25 protein-coding genes are annotated in these 23,665 nt (G+C 64.0%); 17 read left to right on the top strand and 8 right to left on the bottom strand.

The window, feature by feature from the left end:
* Nucleotides 1-2: 2 nt before the first annotated feature.
* The 5 genes from NCR93_RS13060 (at nt 3) to glmS (ending at nt 5,600) form a co-directional block, all read left to right on the top strand.
* Complete coding sequence (locus NCR93_RS13060; protein ID WP_008352640.1) at nt 3-845, top strand: SDR family oxidoreductase; 843 nt, start codon at nt 3-5, stop codon at nt 843-845.
* Nucleotides 846-872: 27 nt separating this feature from the next.
* Nucleotides 873-1,274, top strand: coding sequence for a dihydroneopterin aldolase (locus tag NCR93_RS13055; RefSeq protein ID WP_008352641.1), 402 nt, complete (start codon nt 873-875; stop codon nt 1,272-1,274).
* Nucleotides 1,271-2,242, top strand: coding sequence for a tRNA 2-thiocytidine(32) synthetase TtcA (ttcA, locus tag NCR93_RS13050; RefSeq protein WP_008352644.1), 972 nt, complete (start codon nt 1,271-1,273; stop codon nt 2,240-2,242). The genes NCR93_RS13055 and ttcA overlap by 4 nt, the downstream gene beginning before the upstream one ends.
* 96 nt (nt 2,243-2,338) lie before the next feature.
* Entirely contained in the window at nt 2,339-3,700 is a 1,362-nt protein-coding gene (gene glmU, locus NCR93_RS13045; protein WP_008352645.1) for a bifunctional UDP-N-acetylglucosamine diphosphorylase/glucosamine-1-phosphate N-acetyltransferase GlmU, read from the top strand.
* An 82-nt stretch (nt 3,701-3,782) separates the two neighbouring features.
* The gene (gene glmS, locus NCR93_RS13040) at nt 3,783-5,600 is read left to right on the top strand and encodes a glutamine--fructose-6-phosphate transaminase (isomerizing) (RefSeq protein WP_034473249.1); all 1,818 of its coding nucleotides are present in this window, start codon (nt 3,783-3,785) and stop codon (nt 5,598-5,600) included.
* Nucleotides 5,601-5,662: 62 nt separating this feature from the next.
* Here the strand turns inward: glmS and chrA are convergent, their stop codons facing one another.
* Both chrA and NCR93_RS13030 read right to left on the bottom strand, forming a co-directional pair.
* Nucleotides 5,663-6,868, bottom strand: a complete 1,206-nt coding sequence (gene chrA / locus NCR93_RS13035; protein WP_008352649.1) for a chromate efflux transporter — start codon at nt 6,866-6,868, stop codon at nt 5,663-5,665.
* Between the two features lie 280 nt (nt 6,869-7,148).
* A complete protein-coding gene (locus NCR93_RS13030) occupies nt 7,149-7,850 on the bottom strand; it encodes a FadR/GntR family transcriptional regulator (RefSeq protein ID WP_008352651.1) in 702 nt (233 codons plus the stop codon).
* 381 nt (nt 7,851-8,231) lie between these two features.
* Here NCR93_RS13030 and garL point away from each other — a divergent pair, with 381 nt between their 5' ends.
* The 4 genes from garL to gudD all read left to right on the top strand — a co-directional run bounded on the left by garL (nt 8,232) and on the right by gudD (nt 12,928).
* On the top strand, nt 8,232-9,017 hold the full coding sequence (gene garL, locus NCR93_RS13025) for a 2-dehydro-3-deoxyglucarate aldolase (RefSeq protein WP_008352653.1): 786 nt from the start codon (nt 8,232-8,234) through the stop codon (nt 9,015-9,017).
* Entirely contained in the window at nt 8,951-9,961 is a 1,011-nt protein-coding gene (locus NCR93_RS13020) for a 2-hydroxy-3-oxopropionate reductase (RefSeq protein WP_268811673.1), read from the top strand. Before garL ends, NCR93_RS13020 begins: the two co-directional genes overlap by 67 nt.
* A 265-nt stretch (nt 9,962-10,226) precedes the next feature.
* Entirely contained in the window at nt 10,227-11,561 is a 1,335-nt protein-coding gene (locus tag NCR93_RS13015) for an MFS transporter (RefSeq protein WP_008352655.1), read from the top strand.
* Between the two features lie 35 nt (nt 11,562-11,596).
* Complete coding sequence (gene gudD, locus NCR93_RS13010) at nt 11,597-12,928, top strand: glucarate dehydratase (RefSeq protein WP_250478905.1); 1,332 nt, start codon at nt 11,597-11,599, stop codon at nt 12,926-12,928.
* Between the two features lie 7 nt (nt 12,929-12,935).
* Here gudD and NCR93_RS13005 read toward each other — a convergent pair whose 3' ends face one another.
* Nucleotides 12,936-13,751, bottom strand: a complete 816-nt coding sequence (locus NCR93_RS13005; RefSeq protein WP_250478904.1) for a DUF72 domain-containing protein — start codon at nt 13,749-13,751, stop codon at nt 12,936-12,938.
* Between the two features lie 202 nt (nt 13,752-13,953).
* The gene (locus NCR93_RS13000) at nt 13,954-14,256 is read right to left on the bottom strand and encodes a hypothetical protein (protein WP_144403794.1); all 303 of its coding nucleotides are present in this window, start codon (nt 14,254-14,256) and stop codon (nt 13,954-13,956) included.
* 408 nt (nt 14,257-14,664) lie between these two features.
* On the opposite strand from NCR93_RS13000, the gene arsC reads away from it, so the two are divergent.
* From arsC to NCR93_RS12985, 3 genes are all read left to right on the top strand, one after another.
* Nucleotides 14,665-15,087 (top strand): arsenate reductase (glutaredoxin), encoded by a 423-nt coding sequence (gene arsC, locus NCR93_RS12995; protein ID WP_250478903.1) that lies wholly within the window; start codon nt 14,665-14,667, stop codon nt 15,085-15,087.
* Nucleotides 15,088-15,212: 125 nt separating this feature from the next.
* The gene (locus NCR93_RS12990) at nt 15,213-15,503 is read left to right on the top strand and encodes a hypothetical protein (RefSeq protein ID WP_008352663.1); all 291 of its coding nucleotides are present in this window, start codon (nt 15,213-15,215) and stop codon (nt 15,501-15,503) included.
* Between the two features lie 247 nt (nt 15,504-15,750).
* The gene (locus NCR93_RS12985) at nt 15,751-16,923 is read left to right on the top strand and encodes a GGDEF domain-containing protein (protein WP_250478902.1); all 1,173 of its coding nucleotides are present in this window, start codon (nt 15,751-15,753) and stop codon (nt 16,921-16,923) included.
* Here the strand turns inward: NCR93_RS12985 and NCR93_RS12980 are convergent.
* Nucleotides 16,920-17,414: an MgtC/SapB family protein gene (locus NCR93_RS12980; RefSeq protein ID WP_051996639.1), complete on the bottom strand. Its 495-nt coding sequence runs from the start codon at nt 17,412-17,414 to the stop codon at nt 16,920-16,922. The two genes, NCR93_RS12985 and NCR93_RS12980, sit on opposite strands and share 4 nt — an antisense overlap.
* A 129-nt stretch (nt 17,415-17,543) precedes the next feature.
* Here NCR93_RS12980 and NCR93_RS12975 point away from each other — a divergent pair, with 129 nt between their 5' ends.
* Nucleotides 17,544-17,933, top strand: coding sequence for a RidA family protein (locus NCR93_RS12975; RefSeq protein WP_008352667.1), 390 nt, complete (start codon nt 17,544-17,546; stop codon nt 17,931-17,933).
* Nucleotides 17,934-17,939: 6 nt separating this feature from the next.
* Here the strand turns inward: NCR93_RS12975 and NCR93_RS12970 are convergent, their stop codons facing one another.
* The gene (locus NCR93_RS12970) at nt 17,940-18,536 is read right to left on the bottom strand and encodes an alpha-ketoglutarate-dependent dioxygenase AlkB family protein (protein ID WP_175979604.1); all 597 of its coding nucleotides are present in this window, start codon (nt 18,534-18,536) and stop codon (nt 17,940-17,942) included.
* 189 nt (nt 18,537-18,725) lie between these two features.
* Here NCR93_RS12970 and NCR93_RS12965 point away from each other — a divergent pair, with 189 nt between their 5' ends.
* Nucleotides 18,726-19,121, top strand: a complete 396-nt coding sequence (locus NCR93_RS12965) for a response regulator (protein WP_008352671.1) — start codon at nt 18,726-18,728, stop codon at nt 19,119-19,121.
* Nucleotides 19,122-19,127: 6 nt separating this feature from the next.
* Here the strand turns inward: NCR93_RS12965 and NCR93_RS12960 are convergent, their stop codons facing one another.
* Nucleotides 19,128-19,934, bottom strand: coding sequence for an endonuclease/exonuclease/phosphatase family protein (locus NCR93_RS12960; RefSeq protein WP_008352672.1), 807 nt, complete (start codon nt 19,932-19,934; stop codon nt 19,128-19,130).
* A gap of 50 nt (nt 19,935-19,984) precedes the next feature.
* Nucleotides 19,985-20,506, bottom strand: a complete 522-nt coding sequence (locus NCR93_RS12955; RefSeq protein WP_250478901.1) for a hypothetical protein — start codon at nt 20,504-20,506, stop codon at nt 19,985-19,987.
* Between the two features lie 330 nt (nt 20,507-20,836).
* Here NCR93_RS12955 and NCR93_RS12950 point away from each other — a divergent pair, with 330 nt between their 5' ends.
* The 3 genes from NCR93_RS12950 (at nt 20,837) to NCR93_RS12940 (ending at nt 23,550) form a co-directional block, all read left to right on the top strand.
* Nucleotides 20,837-21,814 (top strand): AAA family ATPase, encoded by a 978-nt coding sequence (locus NCR93_RS12950; RefSeq protein WP_008352674.1) that lies wholly within the window; start codon nt 20,837-20,839, stop codon nt 21,812-21,814.
* A gap of 185 nt (nt 21,815-21,999) precedes the next feature.
* Nucleotides 22,000-23,100, top strand: coding sequence for an NAD(P)/FAD-dependent oxidoreductase (locus tag NCR93_RS12945; protein ID WP_250478900.1), 1,101 nt, complete (start codon nt 22,000-22,002; stop codon nt 23,098-23,100).
* A gap of 132 nt (nt 23,101-23,232) precedes the next feature.
* Nucleotides 23,233-23,550 carry a high-potential iron-sulfur protein gene (locus NCR93_RS12940; protein ID WP_008352676.1) on the top strand — a complete coding sequence of 106 codons (318 nt, stop codon included), beginning with the start codon at nt 23,233-23,235 and terminating at the stop codon, nt 23,548-23,550.
* Nucleotides 23,551-23,665: the final 115 nt, after the last annotated feature.

Genomic DNA, 23,665 nt, shown 5'->3' with positions numbered 1-23,665 from the left:
AAATGAGCGCTTCCACGCCGTTTTCTTCCGTCAACACGTCGTCATCCGGTTCCGTTTCGCGTGCGCGCGCCGTGCTCGTGACCGGCGCGGCGAAACGCATCGGGCGCGGCGTCGCGCTCGAATTCGCGCGGCAAGGCTGGGATGTGGTCGTGCATTACGGCCACTCGGCGCATGAAGCGCGCGAAACCGTCGCGGATATCGAGTCGCTCGGGCGCCGCGCGGTTGCACTGAAAGCGGATCTCGCCGTCGAGGCCGAGGTAGAACGGCTCGTGCCGGCGTGCGCCGAAGCGTTCGGCGGTCTGAACTGCGTGGTGAACTGCGCGTCGCGTTTCGACGAAGATACGGCCATCGACTTCGGCTACGCGAAGCTGCTCGAGATGACCGCCGTCAACGTCGCGGCGCCGCTCACGCTCGCGCGCATGCTGCACGAGATCACTCCCGAGTCCGCAACCGTCGATGACGCGCAACGCGGCGTCGTCATCAACGTGCTGGATCAGAAGCTGTACAACATGAACCCGGACTACCTGTCGTACACGCTGACGAAGGCGGCGCTCGAAAACGCCACCATCGCGCTCGCGCAGGCGCTGGGTCCGAAACTGCGCGTCGTCGGCCTCGCGCCCGGTCTGACGCTGATTTCCGCCGGGCAGACGCCCGCGTCGTTCGAGACGGCGCATCGCGTGACGCCGCTCAACCGCGCATCGACGGTCGACGACGTCGCGCAGGCCGCGTGTTATCTCGCGAACGCGCACGGCGTGACCGGCACGACGCTCGTCGTCGACGGCGGCCAGCATCTCGTGCCGAGTCCGCGCGACGTCATGTACATGATCGGCGCGCAAAAGTCCTGAAACGCGCCACTGAATATTGGAACCAACATGCTTGCCGCACTTTCGCACCCCCGGCTGACCGATTGCCGGCGGCTTTTTCTGCGTAACTACGAAGTTCGCATCAACATCGGTGTGCATGACTTCGAAAAGCGCGGCGAGCAACGTGTCGTCATCAACGTCGAGCTGTACGTGCCGCTCGCGCTGTCGACGCCCGTCGCCGACAAGCTCGCCGAAGTCGTCGACTACGATTTCATGCGCTCGACCATCGCCGAGCGCGTGAAGCGCGGACACATCCATTTGCAGGAAACGCTGTGCGACGACGTCGCGGCCGCGCTGCTCGCGCATCCGAACGTGCGCGCCGTGGCCGTGTCGACGGAAAAGCCCGACGTCTATCCCGATTGCGACGCGGTCGGCGTCGAAGTCTTCCGCATCAAAGAGGAACGAGCATGAACGCGCGCGACACGATCGAAGCCGCAGCCGAAACCGCAGAAGCGCAAAAGCCGGTGCGCGAGGCGCTGACGAAGCGCCAGCAAAAGGAAGCGTACGAGAACAACAAGCTGTTCAAGCGCATCGCGCGCCAGGTCGGCGAGGCGATCGGCGACTTCAACATGATCGAGGAAGGCGACAAGGTCATGGTGTGCCTGTCCGGCGGCAAGGACAGCTACGCGATGCTCGACATCCTCATGCGCCTGCGCGAGCGCGCGCCGATCAACTTCGAGATCGTCGCCGTCAATCTCGATCAGAAGCAGCCGGGCTTTCCGGAACACGTGCTGCCGGAATATCTGAGCAAGCTCGACATTCCGTTTCATATCGAGAATCAGGACACGTACAGCATCGTCAAGCGGCTCGTGCCGGAAGGCAAGACGACATGTTCGCTCTGCTCGCGACTGCGCCGGGGCATTTTGTATCGAGTCGCGGGCGAGCTCGGCGCGACGAAGATCGCGCTCGGACATCATCGCGACGACATCCTGCAGACGCTGCTGCTCAACATGTTCTACGGCGGCAAGCTGAAGGGCATGCCGCCCAAGCTGCAATCCGATGACGGCAAGAACATCGTCATTCGTCCGCTCGCGTACGTGAAGGAAGTCGATCTCGAAAAATACGCCGAACTGCGCGAATTCCCGATCATTCCGTGCAATCTGTGCGGCAGCCAGCCGAATCTGAAGCGCGCGGAAATGAAGGCGCTGGTCCGAGAATGGGACAAGCGTTTTCCGGGGCGCGTGGAAAACATGTTCAACGCGCTGTCGAACGTGGTGCCGTCGCATCTGATGGACAGCAAACTTTTCCCGTTCGCCGGATTGCGCGCGACGGGCGAGGCCGATCCGCAAGGCGATATCGCGTTCGACGAGGAACCGTGTGCGACCGAACCGTCAGGAACGTCCGGCACGGTTTCAATTGTGCAGTTCGACGACCTGTAACCTTTATCCAATAAGGCGCAGCGTGGGTTTCGCCGCATTGCGCCAAAGAGCCGCGTGATAAATTGGCGGCTCGTCATACCAGCAAGGCTTTCAGCGATGAACATCGTGATTCTGGCTGCCGGCATGGGCAAGCGCATGCGCTCCGCCCTGCCGAAAGTGCTTCATCCATTGGCGGGCAAACCGCTGCTCGCGCACGTCATCGATACGGCGCGCACGCTGTCGCCGACGCGGCTCGTCGTCGTCGTCGGACATGGCGCGGACAAGGTTCGCGAGGCCGTCGGCGCGCCGGACGTCCAGTTCGCTCTGCAGGACAAACAACTCGGCACGGGACACGCCGTGCAGCAGGCGCTGCCGCTGCTCGATCCATCGGTTCCGACGCTCGTGCTGTACGGCGACGTGCCGCTCACGCGTGCGAGCACGCTCGAACGTCTGATCGCCGCCGCGGGCGCGGAGCGCTACGGCGTCCTGACCGTGAACGTGGGCGATCCGACGGGCTACGGGCGCATCGTGCGCGACGCCGCGGGCAAGGTGAAGAAGATCGTCGAGCAAAAGGATGCGAGCGAGGAAGAACGGCGCATCGCGGAAATCAATACGGGCATCGTCATCACGCCGACGCGCACGCTCGAATCGTGGCTCGCGTCGCTGAAGAACAACAACGCGCAGGGCGAGTTCTATCTGACGGACGTCGTCGAGCGCGCGATCGAAGCGGGCGTCGAAGTCGTCACCGCGCAGCCGGACGCCGAATGGGAAACGCTCGGCGTGAACAGCAAGATCCAGCTCGCGGAGCTGGAGCGCATCCATCAGCGCAATGTCGCGAACGCGCTGCTCGATGCGGGCGTGACGCTGATGGACCCGGCGCGCATCGACGTGCGCGGCACGCTCGAATGCGGCGCGGATGTGTCGATCGACGTGAACTGCGTCTTCGAAGGACGCGTGACGCTCGCCGACAACGTGACGATCGGCCCGAACTGCGTGATCCGCGACGCGACCATCGGCGCGGGCACGCGAATCGATGCGTACACGCACATCGAAGGCGGCAAGACGGGCGCGAACGTCGTGCTCGGTCCGTACGCGCGGCTGCGTCCGGGCGCGACGCTCGGCGATGAAGCGCATGTCGGCAACTTCGTCGAAGTGAAGAATGCGGTGTTCGGGCGCGGCTCGAAGGCGAACCATCTCAGCTATATCGGCGATTCGGATGTCGGCGCGCGCGTGAACATCGGCGCGGGCACCATCACCTGTAATTACGACGGCGCGAACAAGCATCGCACGGTGATCGAGGACGACGTGTTCGTCGGCTCGGATACGCAACTGGTCGCGCCGGTGCGCGTGGGCCGCGGCGTGACGATCGCGGCCGGCACGACAGTATGGAAGGACGTTGGCGAAGGCGAGCTGGTGCTCAATGAGAAGTCGCAAGTGAGCAAGACGGGCTACGTGCGCCCGGTCAAGAAGAAGTCGTAAGGCTGTACGTCAGATTCAGCCCAACGCGCGCGGCGCATCGTGCATCGCGCTTTCGAATGCAAGTCTCAGAGGAAGAACGTCCATGTGCGGAATTGTCGGCGCGGTAGCGCAACGTAACATCGTCTCGGTGCTGGTCGAAGGTCTGCGCCGGCTCGAATATCGCGGCTACGACTCGTGCGGCGTGGCCGTTCTGAGCAACGGCGAGCCGCGCCGCGCGCGCAGCGTCGCGCGCGTATCCGATCTCGACGCGCAAGTGCGCGAGACGAACCTCGGCGGCATGACCGGCATCGCGCACACGCGCTGGGCCACGCACGGCGCGCCCGTCACCGACAACGCGCATCCGATCTTCTCGCGCGATACCGTCGCGCTCGTGCACAACGGCATCATCGAGAACTACGAGTCGCTGCGCGAAATGCTGAAGGGCAAGGGCTACGAGTTCGTGTCGCAGACCGACACCGAAGTCATCGCGCATCTGATTCACAGCATGTATCGCGGCGATCTCTTTCAAACCGTGCGCGAGGCCGTGAAGCAACTGCACGGCGCGTATGCGATCGCGGTGATGCACCGGAATCAGCCGCATACGGTCGTCGGCGCACGTCAGGGTTCGCCGCTCGTCGTCGGCGTGGGCGAGGGCGAAAACTTCCTGGCTTCCGATGCGCTCGCGCTCGCCGGCAGCACGGACCGCTTCGCGTTCCTCGAAGAAGGCGATGTTGTCGAGATCGGTCTCGAAGGCGTGAAGATCGTCGATCGCGAAGGTGTACCCGCCGAGCGCGAAGTGCGCGTGGTGACGGCGTACGGCGGCGCGGTCGAGCTCGGGCCGTATCGCCATTTCATGCAAAAGGAAATTTTCGAGCAGCCGCGCGCGATCACCGACACGATTCCGCAAGCCGACGAGTTCAGCCCGAGCCTCTTCGGTGAAGCGGCGCGCGACGCGTTCTCGCAGGTCGACAGCATTCTCATTCTCGCGTGCGGCACGAGCTACTACTCGGGCGTGACGGCGAAATACTGGCTCGAATCGATCGCGAAGATTCCGACGCAGGTCGAGATCGCGAGCGAATATCGTTATCGCGAATCGGTGCCGAATCCAAAGGCGCTGGTCGTCGTGATTTCGCAATCGGGCGAAACCGCCGACACGCTCGCCGCGCTCAAGCACGCGCAGTCGCTCGGCCACAAGCACACGCTCGCCGTGTGCAACGTCGCGACGAGCGCGATGGTGCGCCAGACCGAACTCGCATTCCTGACGCACGCGGGCACCGAAATCGGCGTGGCATCGACGAAGGCGTTCACGACGCAGCTCGTCGGTCTCTTCGTGCTCGCGGTGACGCTCGCGAAGATGCGCGGTCACGTCGACGCGAAGCGCGAAGCGGCGTACTTCACGCAACTGCGCCACTTGCCGGCTGCGCTGAACAGCGTGCTCGCGCTGGAGCCGCAGATCATCGCGTGGTCGGAAGAGTTCGCGCGCAAGGAGAATGCGCTGTTCCTCGGCCGCGGCCTGCATTATCCGATCGCACTCGAAGGCGCGTTGAAGCTCAAGGAAATTTCGTACATCCACGCTGAAGCGTATCCGGCGGGCGAGCTGAAGCACGGGCCGCTCGCGCTCGTCACCGAGGCGATGCCGGTCGTGACCGTCGCGCCGAACGACGCGCTGCTCGAAAAGCTGAAGTCGAACATGCAGGAAGTGCGCGCGCGCGGCGGCGAACTGTACGTGTTCGCGGATGCCGATACGCGCATCGTCAGCGAGGACGGCATCCATGTGATCCGCATGCCGGAGCATTACGGCGCGTTGTCGCCGATCCTGCACGTCGTGCCGCTGCAGTTGCTCGCGTATCACACGGCGTGTGCACGCGGGACGGATGTCGACAAGCCGCGCAATCTGGCTAAGTCGGTGACGGTGGAATAAGGTCGGTTGATCGGCTGAAAAAGAATAAAGAGGTCCGCGCATGTCGCGGACCTTTTTCATTTTCACGCGCCGATCATCCATCCGCCGATCGCGGTCAGCGCCACGACGATCACCGGAGACACGCGCCCCACGACGAGCAAACCGAACGCGGCCAACGCCAGCGCGACATCCGCACGCGAATGCACGGCGCTCGTCCAGACCGGGTCGTACAGCGCCGCGCCGAGAATGCCGACGACCGCCGCGTTCACGCCGCCCATCGCGCGCTGTATCGCGTCCCGCTGACGCAACGTCTCCCAGAACGGCAGTGCGCCGAGCACGAGCAGAAACGCGGGCAGGAACATGGCGACGAGCATCGCGAAACCGCCGATCCATCCGCCGAGCGGCGCGGGCATCACCGCGCCCAGAAACGCGGCGAAGGTAAAGAGCGGCCCCGGTACGGCTTGGGCCGCGCCATATCCGGCGAGAAAAACATCGTTGGGCACCCATCCGTTCGGCACGACGCTCGCCTGAAGCAGCGGCAACACGACGTGCCCGCCGCCGAAAACGAGCGAGCCCGACCGGTAAAACACCGACGCCATCGCGAGCCAGTTCGCGCCGGTCCAACCGGCGACGCCCGGCAGCAAAGCGAGCAGCACGAAAAAAACCGCGAGCAGCATCGCGCCCTGCGTTCTGCCGATGCCATATCGCCGATGCTTCGCCGACGCCAGATGCGTCAGCGTCAACATCCGCCAGCCGATGATTCCGCCGAACGCGATGGCGCCCAATTGCCCGGCGGCCGACGGCACGGTCAGCGCGATCAACGCGGCGGCCACGGCGATGCCGGCCCGCAACCGGTCCGGACACAGCGACGTCTTCATGCCCCACACCGCTTGCGCGACGATGGCGACCGCCGCGAGCTTGAGACCGTGCACGATCCCGGAGTGAATCAGCTGCGCCGAGTGCGCCAGGCCGAGGGCGAAGAGAATCAGCGCAATCGCGGACGGCAACGTGAAGCCGGTCCATGCCGCCAGCGCGCCGATCCATCCTGCGCGCGCGAAGCCGATCGCGATTCCGACCTGGCTGCTCGCCGGCCCCGGAAGGAACTGACATAGCGCGACGAGATCGGTGAAGCTCGTGTCGTCGAGCCATTTCCGGCGTTCGACGAATTCAGCGCGAAAGTAGCCGATGTGCGCGACTGGTCCGCCGAACGATGTCAGGCCGAGTTTGAGAAACGTCGCGAACACTTCGAACGGCGTTCCGCGCGCGGACTTCGGTTCATGCAAAGCCATCGTCCTGTGGACAACCTTGTTGGCACATCGTCGCGTTAACTGTTGGCGCTTTCTGAACAACTCGACGTCCGTCGAAACGACGCGAAAGTTGTCCCGAGTTCAGGCCGAAACCACGCCCGCCATACCGGAGTTGTCGGCGCGGTAAACCTCTGACGTAAAAAGCGCATTGCCAGTTATCCACCGATTTGCGGCGAGCTTGTTAACTACTACCACGTATACATACGAACTCTTTTGTTTACTCAGACAACGTGGCGGCACTGCCCAAAACATCGGCGCTCATTCAGGCGGCAGCGCCATGCGCGTGTCTCAACCGTTCGCGGCTGTTGCTCAGATGCATGCGCATCGCGGCGCGGGCATCGTCCGGATCCTGACGCACGATCGCCTGATAGATCGCCTTGTGCTCGCTCAGCACACAGCGCAGACGTTCGATCTGATCCAGCTCCGCGATTTCGGCCTTGCGCAGCCGCGTGCGCGGACTGACGCCGCGTCCCATCTGACTAAGCACGTCGTGGAAATAGCGATTCCCGCTCGCGCGCGCGATCTGCAAGTGAAACTCGACGTCGTGTTGCAGCACGTCCGTACTTCCGTTCGCGAGTTGCTCCTCGAAGCGCTTGAGCGCGGCGGCGATCTGCTTCAGATGCGCGTCGGTGCGCCTGCCGGCGGCGAGCGCGGCGGCGGCGCCTTCGAGATCGATGCGAAATTCGATGATCGCCATGATGTCCAGCAGGTTCGACAGGTCGGCATCCGCGAGACGCACCGATTCGCGTTCCTCGGGCGAGCGGATGAACGTGCCGACGCCGTGCCGCGTTTCCACGACGTTCGCCGCCTGCAAGCGCGACACAGCCTCGCGCACCACGGACCGGCTCACCGACAGTTGCTTCATCAGCGCGGCTTCGGTCGGGATCTTGTCGCCGGGACGGAGAACGCCGCGTTCGATATCCTCGATCAGGGTTGCGACGACTTTATCGGTGAGACTGGCCATGGTAATTCGCTGCTGATGGATATTGTTCTGGGAAGCGCGGCGTTTACACCCGTTGTCGGACGTCTTGGCTTCGCTTAGGATCGGTCGACGCGCATGGCGCGATAAGCCTCGCGCGTGGGGATGTCCGACGACGCATCTTCCTGCGTGGGGAACGCTTCGTCAATTCGACGCGGCCCGGATGTCCTGCAAATTGATATAAGACATCGTATAAGTAGAATTAGACGATTCTTAGCAGAAATCTCTTAAACTAAAGGAATGCAGGGTTTACGCCGCTGTCGTTTTCCCGCGTTTCCACAGTACCCTGTGTTAAGACGTCCGATAACTACGTGAGTTCGGACTTGCCGCTTTCCAATCAGATCGCCGTCGTCACAGGGAGGCATCATGCCGTCTTCGTCACCATATCAACCGCTGCCCAATACATTCCGAACGTCGCTGCGCGAGCGCAAGCGGCTGATCGGATGCTGGATGTCGCTGGCGAGTCCGATCGTCACCGAACTCGTCGGCGTGGTCGGATTCGACTGGATGCTGCTCGACGCCGAGCACGCGCCGAACGACGCGCTCACGCTCATCCCGCAATTGATGGCGCTGAAAGACAGCCCGAGCGCGCCTGTCGTGCGCCCGCAGGCCAACGATCCCGTCGCGATCAAGAAGCTGCTCGACGGCGGTGTCGTCAATTTCCTGATTCCGTTCGTCGACAGCGCCGCCGATGCCGAGCGCGCCGTCGCCGCGACGCGTTATCCTCCTCAGGGCATCCGCGGCGTGTCGGTCGGGCATCGCGGCAATCGCTACGGCACGGTTCCGAACTACTTCCAGATCGCGAACGACAATATCAGCGTCGCGGTGCAGATCGAGAGCCGCGCGGCGGTCGAAGCGATCGACGAGATCATCGCGGTCGAAGGCGTCGACGCGCTGTTCGTCGGACCGTCGGATCTCGCGGCATCGTACGGTCACATCGGCCAAGCGAACCATCCGGACGTGCAGGCGGTCATCGCACATGTGTTCGAGCGCGCGCACGCGGCCGGCAAGCCGAGCGGCATTCTCGCGCCCGTGCAGGAAGACGCCGAGCGCTATCTGGCAATGGGCAGCACATTCGTCGCCGTGTGCGCGGATCTGGGGATGCTCAGAAACGCGGCGCAGGGCGTGCGCAAACATTTCATCCCGGACTGAGCGTCGCGCTCGACAAACCGGCATCGAAAATCGACATCAAGGAGCGATACATGCAAAAGGCAGGCTTCATCGGACTGGGCATCATGGGCAATCCCATGGCGGCCAATCTTCTCAAGGGCGGCGTCCAGCTCGCGGCATTCACGCGCAGCGGCGTGCCCGCCGATCTGACCGGCGCGGGCGCCACGGCCTGTGATTCGCCCGCGGCCGTCGCGGAGCAGGCCGACGTCATCTTCATCATGGTGCCGGACACGCCGGACGTCGAACGCGTGCTGTTCGGCGAGAACGGCGTCGCGAGCAAGCTGAAGAGCGGTCAGATCGTCGTCGACATGAGCTCGATTTCGCCGATCGCCACGCGCGAATTCGCGGCGAAAGTGCGCGAGAAGGGCGCGGATTATCTCGACGCGCCCGTCTCCGGCGGCGAAGTCGGCGCGAAGGCCGCGTCGCTGACGATCATGGTCGGCGGCGCGCAAGCCACGTTCGACAAGGTCAAGCCGCTTTTCGACCTGATGGGCAAGAACATCTCGCTGATCGGCGAAGTCGGCGCGGGACAGGTCTGCAAGGTCGCGAATCAGGTGATCGTCGCGGCGACCATCGAGGCGGTCGGCGAAGCGCTCTTGCTCGCATCGAAGGCCGGCGTCGATGCCGAAAAGGTTCGCACCGCGCTGATGGGCGGCTTCGCGTCGTCGCGCATTCTCGAAGTGCACGGCGAGCGCATGACGAAGCGCACGTTCAATCCGGGCTTCCGTATCGAGCTGCATCAGAAGGATTTGAATCTGGCGCTCGCGACGGCGCAATCGCTCGGCGTCGCGCTGCCGAACACGTCGACGTGCATGCAGTTGTTCAATGCGTGCGCCGCGCACGGCGGCAAGGCGTGGGATCACTCGGGCATGGTCCGCGCGCTCGAGATCATGGCGAATCACGAGATCGGGCAGGACAAGAAGTAAGCGTCAGCATTTCCCGTCTTCGTTAAACACTGCCGGCCTCGCGCCGGCAGTGTCGTTTTCGCAACCGGCTTTGTGCTTCTGTAGTTGTCGGACGTCCTAGTTTAGAAGGCCAGCGTCCGAACATGCGCTCGGTGTCCATCGGCGTGTAAGCCATATACGACAAGCCTAGAGCCGAGAAAGGGTAAACACGTGATTGGCCCCGAAAGCATCTCGCCATACAATGTCATCAGACAACGTACCACGAGACGCGATCCGGAGACATCCCTTGAACACGATTCCCGCCACGCCAGCCGCCGATCTGCTCGAATCGGCCAGCGCCAAGGTCAAGCGCCATGTGCTGCCCTTGTTCCTCATCATGTTCATCGCGAACTACATCGATCGCGTGAACGTCGGTTTCGTGAGCTCGCATTTGCAGACCGATCTCGGCATCGGCGCGGCGGCGTACGGTCTCGGCAGCGGTTTGTTTTTCATCGGCTATGCGCTGTTCGAAGTGCCGTCCAACGTGCTGATGCAGAAGTACGGCGCGCGCGCGTGGCTCACGCGCATCATGGGTACGTGGGGCGTCGTCGCGGCGATGATGGCCTTCGTGCAGAACGAAACGTCGTTCTACGTGCTGCGCTTTCTCCTGGGCGTCGCGGAAGCGGGATTCTTTCCGGGCGTCATCTATTACTTCACGCAATGGCTGCCGCAGAAGGAACGCGGCAAGGCGATCGCGATTTTCCTCGGCGGCTCGGCGTTCGCATCGATTCTGTCCGGCCCGATCACGGGCGGTCTGCTGTCGATTCGCGGTCTCGGCCTGCACGGCTGGCAGTGGATGTTTCTGATCGAAGGCGGGTTCTCCGTCATCCTGTGCGGCGTGAGCTGGATGCTGCTGAAATCGCGCATCAGCGATGCTCACTGGCTCTCCGTCGACGAGCAACGCGCGCTGCAAAACGCGATCGCATCCGAACAGGCGGAACGCGAAGCGGCCACCGGCGGCCACATTCCCGCGATCAAGCTGCTGAAAGATCCGCAGATCGTGCTGTTCTGCTTCATGTATTTCGCGATTCAGCTCACGATTTACGCCGCAACCTTCTGGCTGCCGACGATCATCCGCAAGATGGGCGGCCTCACCGATTTCCAGGTCGGCCTCTACAACACGATTCCGTGGATGATCGCGATCGTCGCGATGTACTGCTTCGCGCTGCTCTCCGCGCGCTGGCGCTTCCAGCAGGCGTGGGTCGCCGTGGCGCTCGTGATCGCGGCATGTGGCCTGTTCGCATCGACGACCGGCAACGCGGTGCTCTCGTTCGTCGCGATCTGTTTCTCCGCGATCGGCTTCAAGGCGGCGTCGTCGCTGTTCTGGCCGATTCCGCAAGGCTATCTCGATGCGCGCGTCGCGGCTGGCGTGCTCGCGCTCATCAACTCGGTCGGCAATCTCGGCGGTTTCTTCGCGCCTGCGACCTTCGGCTATCTTCAACAACATACGGGCTCGGTGTCGGGCGGCTTGTACGGCCTCGGCGTCGCATCGCTGATCGCGGCGGTCGCGGTCTTCTTCACGCGCAACCGCCGCTCGGATCGCACGCCGGACGGCCACGTCGCGCATCAAGGCGCGCACTGAAACCCGCTTCAACCTCTCTGGGAAGGATCACGCTCATGTCCACGAACACTCCGAAAGTCACCGAATTGCGCGTCGTGCCGGTCGCGGGCCGCGACAGCATGCTCATGAACCTGTCCGGCGCGCACGGTCCGTTCTTCACGCGCAATCTCGTGATCCTGACGGACAGCGCGGGCTACACGGGCGTCGGCGAAGTGCCGGGCGGCGAGAACATCCGCCAGACGATCGACGATGCGCGCTCGCTCGTCGTCGGGCAATCGGTCGGCAATCTGCATGCGGTGCTGAATCAGGTCCGCACGAAGTTCGCCGATCGCGACGCGGGCGGCCGCGGCCTGCAAACCTTCGATCTGCGCACGACGATCCACGCCGTCACCGCGCTCGAAGCGGCGCTGCTCGACCTGCTCGGCAAGCATCTCGGCGTGCCCGTCGCGGCCTTGCTCGGCGAAGGCCAGCAGCGCGATGAAGTGGAAATGCTCGGCTATCTGTTCTACATCGGCGATCGCCACAAGACGGATCTGCCGTATGGGTCCGGCGCGGACGGCAAGGACGATTGGGACCGCGTGCGTACCGAAGTCGCGCTGACGCCTGAGGCGGTCGTGCGTCTGGCCGAAGCGGCACAAGCGCGCTATGGCTTCAACGATTTCAAGCTGAAGGGCGGCGTGCTCGCGGGCGATGCGGAAATCGAAGCCGTCACGGCGCTCGCCGAGCGTTTTCCGGATGCGCGCGTGACGCTCGATCCGAACGGCGCGTGGTCCTTGGCCGAAGCGATCCGCCTGTGCCGCGACAAGCACGACGTGCTCGCCTACGCGGAAGATCCGTGCGGCGCGGAAAACGGCTACTCCGGCCGCGAAGTGATGGCGGAATTCCGCCGCGCGACCGGCCTGCCGACGGCGACGAACATGATCGCGACGGACTGGCGTCAGATGGGTCATGCGATCCAGTTGCAATCGGTCGACATTCCGCTCGCCGATCCGCATTTCTGGACGATGCAAGGCTCGGTGCGCGTCGCGCAGATGTGCAACGACTGGGGCCTGACGTGGGGCTCGCATTCGAATAATCACTTCGACGTGTCGCTCGCGATGTTCACGCACGTCGCCGCTGCCGCGCCGGGCAAGATCACCGCTATCGACACGCACTGGATCTGGCAGGACGGCCAGCGTTTGACGCGCGATCCGCTCCAGATCGTCGGCGGGAAAGTGAAGGTGCCGGAAGCGCCGGGCCTCGGCGTCGAACTGGATATGGACGAAGTCGAGAAGGCGCACGAACTGTACAAGCAGCATGGACTCGGCGCGCGCGACGACGGCGTCGCGATGCAATATCTGATTCCGAACTGGAAGTTCGACAACAAGAAGCCGTGTCTCGTCCGCTAGAGGTTCTTTAGCCTTTCAGACGTTCGATGAGCGCGATCGCCGCCGCGGGATTGCGCTCCTTGAATCCGCTGATGACGTAGAGAAACACATCGCGCGATGCGGCTTTCGGCGCAGCCTTGCCGAAGGTCTGCAAGTCGTTCGGCGAGCCGCCCGACGACCACGTCTTCGCGCGCTCGGCCCAGCGATCGAGCGCCGCTTTCGCATAGCCCTTCGCCTGCTTGTCGGTCGTGCCCATGATGCGCGCATAGACGAACGGCGCGGTGATATCCGCGATTTGCGGATACTTCGAATCCCCCGCGATGACCACCGCGACGCGATACTTCCGCGCGAGCGCAACGAAGGCCGCATCGCAAAAGCTCTCGTGCCGAACTTCGACCGCGTGACGAATCGCGCGGCCTTCCACTTTCGCGGGCAGCAGTTCGAGAAAGCGTTCGAAGTCCTCCGGATCGAACTTCTTGGTCGGCGCGAATTGCCAGTTGATCGGGCCGAGCTTGTCCTTCAGTTCGAGCACGCCGCTGCCGAAGAATCGCTCGATGGTATCGCCCGCTTCGGCGAGCACCCGGCGATTCGTCGCGTAGCGCGGCGCCTTCAGCGAGAACACGAAGTCGTCGGGCGTTTCGTCGCGCCACTTGATGAACGTCGCGGGCTTTTGCGCGCCGTAGAACGTGCCGTTCACTTCGATGGACGTCAGCGCGCGGCTCGCGTATTCGAGTTCGCGCTTTTGCGGCAGATCGTCCGGATAGAACGTGCCGCGCCACGGCTCGAACGTCCATCCGCCGACGCCGACGCGAATGCGCGCGGTCTTGCTTTTCGAGGTGGCCATCGCGCGCTTACTTCCGGCCGGCATCGAGCGAACCGTCCGGCTCGCGCGTCTCGGTCACGACTTGGTTGAAGCCTTCGTCGAAGAGAGGTGCGGGAGATTCGTCGCAGTGCATGCTGGCCATTCCGTGGATAAGGGAAGCGCGTCCGTTCTCACCGAACGGACGCGCCGGGTCATGCACCTATGCTGGCGCAGTCTAAAAAATTCACTGGCCGAAGAAGATATTGCATTGCGGCCCGCGCGTGCAGGGCTTGGAGGCCGGACTGTCCATCGTGCCCATCGTGGTTGCGCCGGCCGCGCCGCGTGTCATCGGCGAGCCGCCGTAGGACGTGTCGGTCGACTGGCCCTGCATGGCGCTTTGCGCGGGCGCGCCGGGATCGGTCCAGGTGTCGGCGGTGGCCTGTCCCGGAACCTGCGCGGTGCGGTAGTAGGACTGCTGAGCCGATGCGAGACCGGCCGTGGCGAGTAACGAGGCGGCGAGCGCCGCCATGGCGATACGTGATTTCATGTCGACTCCTTGATCGAAAGGCGCGTTCGCGTGTACGCCGCGCAACGCTGTTCGCTGATTCGAATCGTTGATCCGCACGGAACGTGCCACGAGTGCTGCATGTGCCATGCATGGCGCTGGCGAGCGGATATTGGCGCCGGTTCCCGGCGAGGCTGCCGCGGCGGGTTTCCCGGACTTGTTCGAATGTGATGCAGACGGAGCGCCGGTGCGCTTGCCGGCGAATGGGACCCGCGGGTCCGCAGAAGACGCATGCCGCGCTGCACTCTTCGTTATAGGCCGTCGCTCCGCGATTGAACAGGACAATTGAACGCGCATGGCGCTCGCGGTCGCGTGCGTGACGCGAAGCTGTCGATCGCGCCATCGCCTAGAATGCGATGGCTAATCCACGAACGCAGGGACATCGCCGCCATGACCGTCACCATCTATCACAACCCGAAGTGCGGGACTTCGCGCAACACGCTCGCACTGATCCGCAACGCGGGCATCGAGCCGGCGGTGATCGAGTATCTGACGCATCCTCCGAGCCGCGAGACGCTCGTTGCGCTGATCGCGCGCGCGGGACTGTCGGTGCGCGAAGCGCTGCGCGAGAAGGGCACGCCATACGCCGAACTCGGCCTCGACGATCCGAGCCTCGGCGACGAACAACTCATCGACGCGATGCTCGCGCATCCGATTCTCATCAACCGTCCGTTCGTCGATACGCCGAAGGGCGCGCGGCTGTGCCGGCCATCGGAGCTCGTGCTCGATATCCTGCCCGAAGCGCAGAAGGGGCCGTTCACGAAGGAAGACGGCGAAGTCGTCATCGACGGTTCCGGCAAGCGTGTGCGCTAGGACACCTTCGTTTTCGCTGACCGTTACCTGACGTTACCTTTCTGGCAAACCCGTTGCACCTGTATCCGTCATCGCTTTCTAGACTGCACTGACTCACACGGCACTCGGTGCAAGGAGAAAGCGGCATGAAGAAGAAACTTCTTGGTACGGCGATCGGGCTGGCGGGGCTCGCGGCACTTGCGATATCGGCATCGGCGAACGCGCACGTCGATGTGGCGGTGGGCGTGGGCGTGCCGGTCTACACGCAGCCCGTGTACGCGCAGCCCGCGGTGCCGGTCGGCTATTACGGATATGGATACGGCGATCGCGACGAACGCTGGCGCGAGCGCGAATGGCGTCGTCACGAATGGCGCGAGCGCCGCTGGCATCACGAGATGCGCCGCGAGCAACGCTGGCGCGAGCGTCATGAATGGTAAAAGCGCGCGGGAATCCGCGTTCGAACGCGGCGCGCCGAAAGGCTGCGCCGCGTTTTTACATGCGTCATGCGACGCCATGACGCAGGTCGACCTGTTCAAGGCACGCCGATTCGAGCCGTAAACACGTCGGTGTTGTCGGATACTCGTGCTCTTTCGCCGCGAATCCCTTTTAGCGAATCTTTTCGTCGCACCGCGCGTGCGGCGTCGTTTGCTCAAAGCACGAGCGATAACCCGTCCACTTTCAGCGATGTTCAGTCCCGTCAGCATTCTCGTCGTCACGGCGCTGTCGAGCATCCTCTCGATACTGGTGCTGATCTCGCTGCTCTCGCACGCGATTGCGGGCGTGCCGCGCTGGCTTGGGGCGAACGTCATCGCAATCGTTTCGCTCTTGCTTTTTGCCGTGCAGAACGTGGCGCCGGCGTGGCTCGGCATCGTCGTCGCGAATCAGTTGCTCGCCGCGACGGTCCTGCTCATCTACGAAGGCTGCAACGATTTCTTCGACGTTCGCATGCGTCCCGCGCAGCGCTGGGCCGGCTGGATCATGTGGCTCGGCGTGATGGCGGGCATCGTCTACTTCACGTATGTGACGCCGGATGTGAATGCGCGCGTGGTGATTGTGTCGGCGTTTCATGCCGCGTGCGATTTCGCGATCGCCGGACGCGTGCTGATCGAGCGTCCGAGGGAACGGCCGCGCTATAACTACTTGTTCGTCGCCGGCGCGGCGGCGCTCGGCGCGCTCGGCCATACGGTGCGCGGCGCGATCTACGTCGTGGAGCCGCCCGCGCAGACATCGCTGCTGCAGCCCGGCGTGATGCAGATCACGTTTCTCGCGCTCGGCATTCTCGTGCTGCCGTCGCTGTGCATCGGCCTCGTGATGATGGCGCACGACCGTCTCGCGCAGCGGCTCGAACGGCTTGCGCGCTTCGACGATCTCACCGGCGCGCTTTCGCGCAAGGCATTGCTGGCCGGCGCGGGCGAGCGTCTCGCGCGGGCGCGGCAGGAAGGCGAGCGCGAGTTCGTCGCGGTCATCGACATCGATCACTTCAAGAGCGTGAACGACCGCTACGGTCACGCGGCGGGCGACGAAGTCTTGCGCCATTTCGCGTCGATCGTGCGTGCGCGCATTCGCGAAGACGATGCGTTCGGGCGTATCGGCGGCGAGGAGTTTTGTCTTTTCTGCACGGCGGCGCGCATCGGCGATGTCACCGCGCTCGTCGAGCGGCTGCGCAAGACCGTCGAGGCGACGCCGTGCGCCGCGCCCGGCGGCCTGCTGCATTACACCTTCAGCGCGGGCATTGCGATGTGGGACGGGCGCGAGCCGCTCGCATCGCTGATGGCGCGCGCCGACGGCCTGCTCTATGCCGCGAAGGTCGCGGGCCGCAATCGCGTGAAAGCGCCCGCCGCCGACGCGTTCGCCTAAGCCTCTTCGACGTCCGCGTATTTCTGGCGTTCGTCTTCCGGCTTGCTCATCCAGCGACGCAACAGACGCTTCTCGACGACGCGCCCGATTGTGAGCAGCGCGATCATCAGGATCATCGCGATGAACGCGAGGCTCCAGACGCCCAGTCCGCAGACGATGCCCACCGCCGCCGTCACCCAGATCGACGCCGCCGTCGTGAGCCCGCGCACGCGATTCTCGCGCGGATTCTGCAGGATCACGCCCGCGCCGAGAAAGCCGACGCCCGTCACGATGCCCTGCACGGCGCGCGACACGTCGGCGTCGTTGGAGAGCGTCATCGAGAAACCTTGCGCGCACATCGTCGCGATGCACGCGCCGAGCGACACGAGCCCGAGCGTCTTCATGCCGGTCGGCTTGCCGTGCAGATCGCGATCGATGCCGATGATGCAGCCGATCAGCATCGCGGCCAGCATGCGCAACACGGCGTCGGCGAGAATGGGATAGGGAAGCATCGCGTGTGAAAAGGTAATCGTAAGCCGGGCCATCTTCGCATGCGGCGCCGGCGCGCGCGCAATTTTGGCGCGCTAACGTGCCGGTTCTGCTTTATATCGAACGCAAAACGGGGAGACGAAGTGACTCAGATGCCGAAATTCACGATGGTCGATGCCGCGCCGACGCCCGTCGGCCCTTTCTCGCACGCAGCCGAAGCCGACGGCTGGGTGTTCCTCACCGGTCAGATGCCGACCGATCCGAACGACGACGGCGCGCCGTTGCCCGAAGGCGTCGCCGCGCAGACGCGCCGCGTGATGGACAACCTGATTCTCGTGCTGAACGGCGTCGGGCTGACGCTCGACAATGTGGTCAGCGTGCGTATCTTTCTGACCGAGTTCAAGCGCGACTACGACGCGATGAACGCGGTGTATCGCTCGTACTTTCTGCCGAAGCCGCTGCCGGCGCGAACGTGCATCGGCGTGACGGGGCTTGCGCGCGATGCGCTCGTGGAGATCGATTTCGTCGCGAAACGTCCTTGAGCGCGATTACTTCCGTTTCGACGCATCGACCCAGCGGAAAGTGAGATTGATGCGCTCGCCGCGCGCCCCCGGCTCTTTCGGCACGCGATGCACCCATTCGCGCTGCGTGCGCCCGCGCATCACGAGCAGGCTGCCGTGTGTGAGCGCGAGCGTGTGCGTCGCGTGCGTGCGCGCGTGACGAAACTCGAAGGTGCGCGTCGCGCCGAGACTCACCGATGCGATCACCGGCTCGGGCCCGAGTTCGCGTTCCTTGTCGGCATGCCATCCCATGCTGTCGAGGCCGCTGCGATAGCGGTTGAGCAGCACGCTGTTGAAGCGCGCATCGCAGGCGGCCTCGGCGCGCTCGCGAAGTTGCGCGACGGCGGGCGTCCACGGCTGCGGCACATTGCGGATGCCGGAATAGACATAGACCGCGTCCGGTTCGCCTTGCCACGCGGTCAGGCGCGGCAGCGGCACGCGGCCGCCCGGCGTGGTCATCGTGTCCTGCTGCCAGGCGACTTCCGCGATCAGGGCGCCCATCAGATCGGAAGCCGCGTCGGCGTCGATCCAGTCCGGATGCCACGCGATGTCGGGCTTGGGAATGTCGTCGAAGAGATCGAACATGACTGTGGTGCGAGACGGCGGCGGAAGGAACGTTCACGATAGCAGAGCCGCCGGGCGGTGTGATTGCGGAGTCGTTTTCTTGCCCGCGAACCCGCTGTGCTACATTGCCCCAATCATCTCAATAACGTCGTGCGAGGGTCGGAACATCCGCTTTGGCCTTTTCGTGCGACGACGGCAACGGGGAACTGCATGAACACCACCGCCCAAGCAAGCGGCGGCACGGTGCCGGGCCGCCGCATCCTGCTCGTCGACGACAGCGTCGATGCGGCGCTTGCCATGTCGATGCTGCTCGAAGCGCTCGGCCATGAAGTCCGCACCGAGCATGACGGCCCGCGCGCGCTCGCATCGCTCGACGATTTCAAACCGGATGTTGTCGTGCTCGATATCGGATTGCCGGGCATGAGCGGCTTCGACGTCGCGCGCGAAATGAGAAAGCGCGACGCGACCCGAAGCGCGCTGCTGCTTGCATTGACCGGCTGGGGCAGCGATGCCGATCGTCGCAGCGCGCTCGACGCGGGCTTCGATCATCATCTGACGAAGCCCGTCACCATCGCCGATCTGGAAGCGCTGCTCACGAAGCCCTGAGCGCGCTCACTCCACGCGCAGCCGCGCCATGTACGGAAGGTGATCGGACAGCCACGCGGTGTCCTGCGTCGGCACGAGCCATTCGACCGGCTTCAGGCCGCGCACGAACATCTTGTCGAGCGCGAGCGCCGGTGAGAAAGCCGGAAACGTGCGGCCCGATTCGCCGAGCATCGTCGCGACTTCGCTCATGCCGAGTTCGCCGAAAAGCGGCACGGAGTCGTTGCGCCAGTCGTTGAAATCGCCCGCCAGCATGAGCGGACCTTCCGGCGCTTCCTTCGCGATCCAGTGCGCGATCCAGTTCATCTGACGCAGCCGCGCCTGCCGCGTCAACGCGAGATGCGCGCACAGCAATGTGATGGCCTGACCGGCGAAGGTCGCGCGCGCGACCAGCAAGCCGCGCTTTTCGAAACGATGCGCGGAGATGTCCCAGCGCCCGGAAAGATCGAGCGGATGCGGCGAGAGAATGGCATTGCCATGCCGCCACGACGGCTTGAACACGTTCGGTCCGAGCGCGATCTGCAATTCGAGCGCGGTGGCGATCTCGGTCGCCTGGCAATGCCAGACATCGTCGAGCGGCGCGTCGAACGGCTTGCCGAAGCCGCTTGCGAGCACGGGCTGCGGCATGCGCCGCGCCATCGCTTCCTGAAGAAAATAGACGTCGGCGTTGGTGGTCTGAACCCACCGTTGCATCGCGGTCCACGCGCGCAGGCCGAGGGGCGAGCGGCCCTTGTGCAGATTCCAGCTGACCGCCGTGAAATCCGGCGTGGCCGAATGAGCGGACGGGCCTGGCGGAAGATGTTCTGGGTTTCGCATGCGTTCTTGGTCTCGAGCGGCGGCCTCTTGAGTCTATGTCACCGCGGTTGTCATTGCGCCGCCGCCGGCGACCCCAGGCTCGCGCGTACCCGGTAGGCGAGCGACGGATTGCTGTCGATGAGCTGCCACTGCGCCCATTCGCCTGGCTTGAGCGCCAAGCCCGGATGCGATCCGCTCACCTGACGCGGCACCGGCGGCAGCTTGCAGCCCGAGGGCGATGCGCGCGAGCTGTCGTCCTGCAAGGTTTCCTGCGCGTCGATGGCGAGCGTGATGTCGTCGGCGTTCGCGCGCGTCGGCGAAATGGTGATGGTGCGTTGCAGATCGATGTCGCCGGCAGGCTGATCCGCGCAGCCGACGCGATTCTGCACCTTGCTGTGATGCGTGTCGGTGCGCGCCTGTCCGACGTTCGTCGTGCCGGAAAACGAGTCGATCTGTTGTCCGTCGCGCACGACCTGCAACTCCCAGGTCACCGGTTGCGATGGCGCGGTCTGCGCCTGCGCGTTAAGCGCGGCAAGACCGGCGCCCGTCATGAGCGCGGCATTCAGAAAGACGGTGCGTATCGTTTTATGCATTGAAAGCGACTCCTGCGCGCGGACTGTTCGGATGGCGGCGCGGCTGGCGCGTCGCTGGATCGGCGTTCTCCGGCGAATTCGTTGTGACACGGCGGCGCAGGTACGGTTCAGCCAGACCGCGCAACACACAATTGTGGACGAACGAAACGAATCTCAACCTGGCCTGACGCGAAGCAGATTTCGAACCCGCTCGCCGCGTCGTCCGACGATGATACTCGCACGCTTTGCGCGCATCGCGATTAGCAGCACACGCGTTCGACTGCTCGCTTGCGTGCGGTTTTGGCGTCGATACACTGGACTCGTCGACCATAAAAATTGACGGGGTGTGACATGACGACGGCCGTGGTCAAACAGGAACTCGCAGTGGCATCGTTCAGCAAGGTCTACAGTCTCGACGATGTGGAGTCCGCGCTCAACGATCTCTCCGAAGGCGCGAACGACGCCTTGCGCGCCACTTACGAAAAAATGCTCAAAGTGGGTAATCTGCGTTTCTGCGTGAAGCCGAACCGCATGCCGTCGGTGGACGATCTCGCCGCGGATCTGCCGAATTTCGAGGAGCCGCTCGCCGATATCCGCAAGCAGATCGCGCTGTGCCTCGAAACCGACGATCGCCTCGAACTCATGCCGATGCTGCTGCTCGGCGAGCCGGGCATCGGCAAGACGCACTTCGCGAAGCAGCTCGCGCGGCTGCTCGGCACGTCGAATCACTATGTCGCGATGAGCTCGCTGACGGCGGGCTGGATCCTGTCGGGGGCGTCGTCGCAATGGCGCAATGCGAAGCCCGGCAAGGTGTTCGATGCGCTCGTGAACGGCAGCTACGCGAATCCCGTCATGACCGTCGACGAAATCGACAAGGCCACCGGCGACGCGCAATACGATCCGCTCGGCGCGCTCTATGCGCTGCTGGAGCATGACACGGCGCAGACTTTCGTCGACGAATTCGCCGAAGTGCCGATCAACGCGGGCAACGTCGTGTGGATCGCGACGGCCAACGACGCGCGCGCGATTCCCGAGCCCCTGATGAATCGCATGAACGTCTACGAAATTCCGCCGCCCGATCGCGACGGCGCGCGGCGCATCGCGCAGTCGATTTACGCCGAAATCCGCAATGCTCATTCGTGGGGCGCGCGTTTTCCGGAAACACTCGGCGACGCGCCGCTCGACGCGCTCACGCAGGCGTCGCCGCGCGGCATGCGGCGCGCGATGCTGAATGCGTTCGGCAACGCGCGTATCGACGGACGGCATCACGTCGAAGCGCGCGACATTCAGATCGACCGCAACTTGCGCAAAAAAGCGATCGGCTTCTGAAAGCGCGCCGTTCGCGAAATTGCCGAAAAGGCCGCCAAAACCTGTCGTTTTTGACATCTGGCGGCCAGATTCTTGCCTTTTTCTGAATTGCACCGGAAAACGATCTAATCGGCGTGCATTTGTTGTGTAACGCGCAATAGTCCCGAACGTAAAATAGTTGGGACAAATCTGCCGCGGAAGAAGACATGGATCGGATCGATTGCGTAGTAATCGGGGCGGGCGTCGTCGGACTGGCGATCGCCCGCGCGCTGGCCAAGCGTGGCCGCGAAGTCATCGTGCTGGAGGCGGGCGAGGGCATCGGCATCGGCACGAGCTCGCGCAACAGCGAAGTCGTTCACGCAGGCATCTACTATCCGCGCGGATCGCTGAAGGCCGAACTGTGCGTGCGCGGGCGCGACATGCTCTACGCGTTCTGTCAGGAGCACGGCGTGCCGCACCGGCAATGCGGCAAGCTGCTCGTCGCGACGGCGCGCAATCAGGTGCCGCAACTCGCGGCGCTGGAACAGAAGGGCATCGAGAATCGCGTGAAGGGACTCGTGCGCATCAGCGGCGCACAGGCGGCCGAGATGGAGCCGCAACTTCAATGCGTCGAGGCGGTGTGGTCGCCGCTGACGGGCATCGTCGACAGTCATCAGTACATGCTCGCGCTGCAGGGCGAGGCGGAGAATCACGGCGCGAATATCGTGTTCCATACGCCGGTCACGTCGATCGATGCGCGCGAAGGCTGCTTCATCGTCGAGACGGGTGGCGAGTCGCCGGCGCGCTTTCGGGCGTCGTTTCTCATCAACAGTGCGGGCTTGCATGCGAACGAGATCGCGCGGCGCATTCGCGGACTGGACGATCGTCACGTGCCGCCGCTCTACTTCGCGAAGGGCAACTACTTCAGCGTGAGCGGACGCGCGCCGTTCGAGCGGCTCATTTATCCGATGCCGAACGAAGCCGGCCTCGGCGTGCATCTGACGATCGATCTCGGCGGGCAGGCGAAGTTCGGTCCGGACGTCGAATGGGTGCAGGCGCTCAATTACGACGTCGATCCGCGTCGCGCCGATTCCTTCTACGCCGCGATCCGCGCGTATTGGCCGGGTCTGCCCGACGACGCGCTTCAACCCGCGTACGCGGGCATCCGTCCGAAGCTGTCCGGTCCGGGCCAGGCGGCGGCGGATTTCGTGATCCAGGGCAAATCGGCGCACGGCGTGCCGGGACTCGTGAACCTCTTCGGCATCGAATCGCCGGGATTGACGGCATCGCTCGCGATCGCCGAACGCGTCGCCGACATGGCGCGCTGACTGTCATGCGACTTTCCGCCGTGCCTTATCTCTAACATTTGGCGTCGTCGACTCGCTTTCAGGTTGCTATGCTCGGGTATCGCCGTCGCCAAGAACGGCGCTATCCCCCAATACAACATGGAGTGAGTCACCATGAAGACATCACGTCGCACGTTTCTCATTACCAGCGTGGGCGTCGCATCGACGTTCGCGCTCGGCTCGAAAGCGGCCTTCGCCGCCGACGCCCCGAAAGTCGCTGAAAGCGATCCCACCGCGCAGGCACTCGGCTACAAGGAAGACGCGAGCAAGGTCGACAAGGCCAAGTTCGCGAAGTACGCCGCCGGGCAGGACTGCGGCAACTGTCAGTTCTATCAGGGCAAGCCGACGGACGCCTACGCGCCGTGCCCGATGTTCAGCAACAAGCAGGTCGCGGCGAAGGGCTGGTGCAGCGCCTATGTGAAAAAGGCCTAAGCGCGGCTCGCTCCCGAGCCGAAGCGCGCCCGGCCGAAAGGCACGGCGCGCTTTTCTTCGTTCGCAATTAGCTTGATCGGGAGAAAAACCGTCTTTACACTCGCCAAGGAAAAAA

The sequence above is a fragment of the Caballeronia sp. ATUFL_F1_KS39 genome, from assembly GCF_023630985.1.
Taxonomy (GTDB): domain Bacteria; phylum Pseudomonadota; class Gammaproteobacteria; order Burkholderiales; family Burkholderiaceae; genus Caballeronia; species Caballeronia zhejiangensis.
Note: the sequence above shows the minus strand (reverse complement) of the source record. Positions and strands in the feature narration are given on the sequence as shown.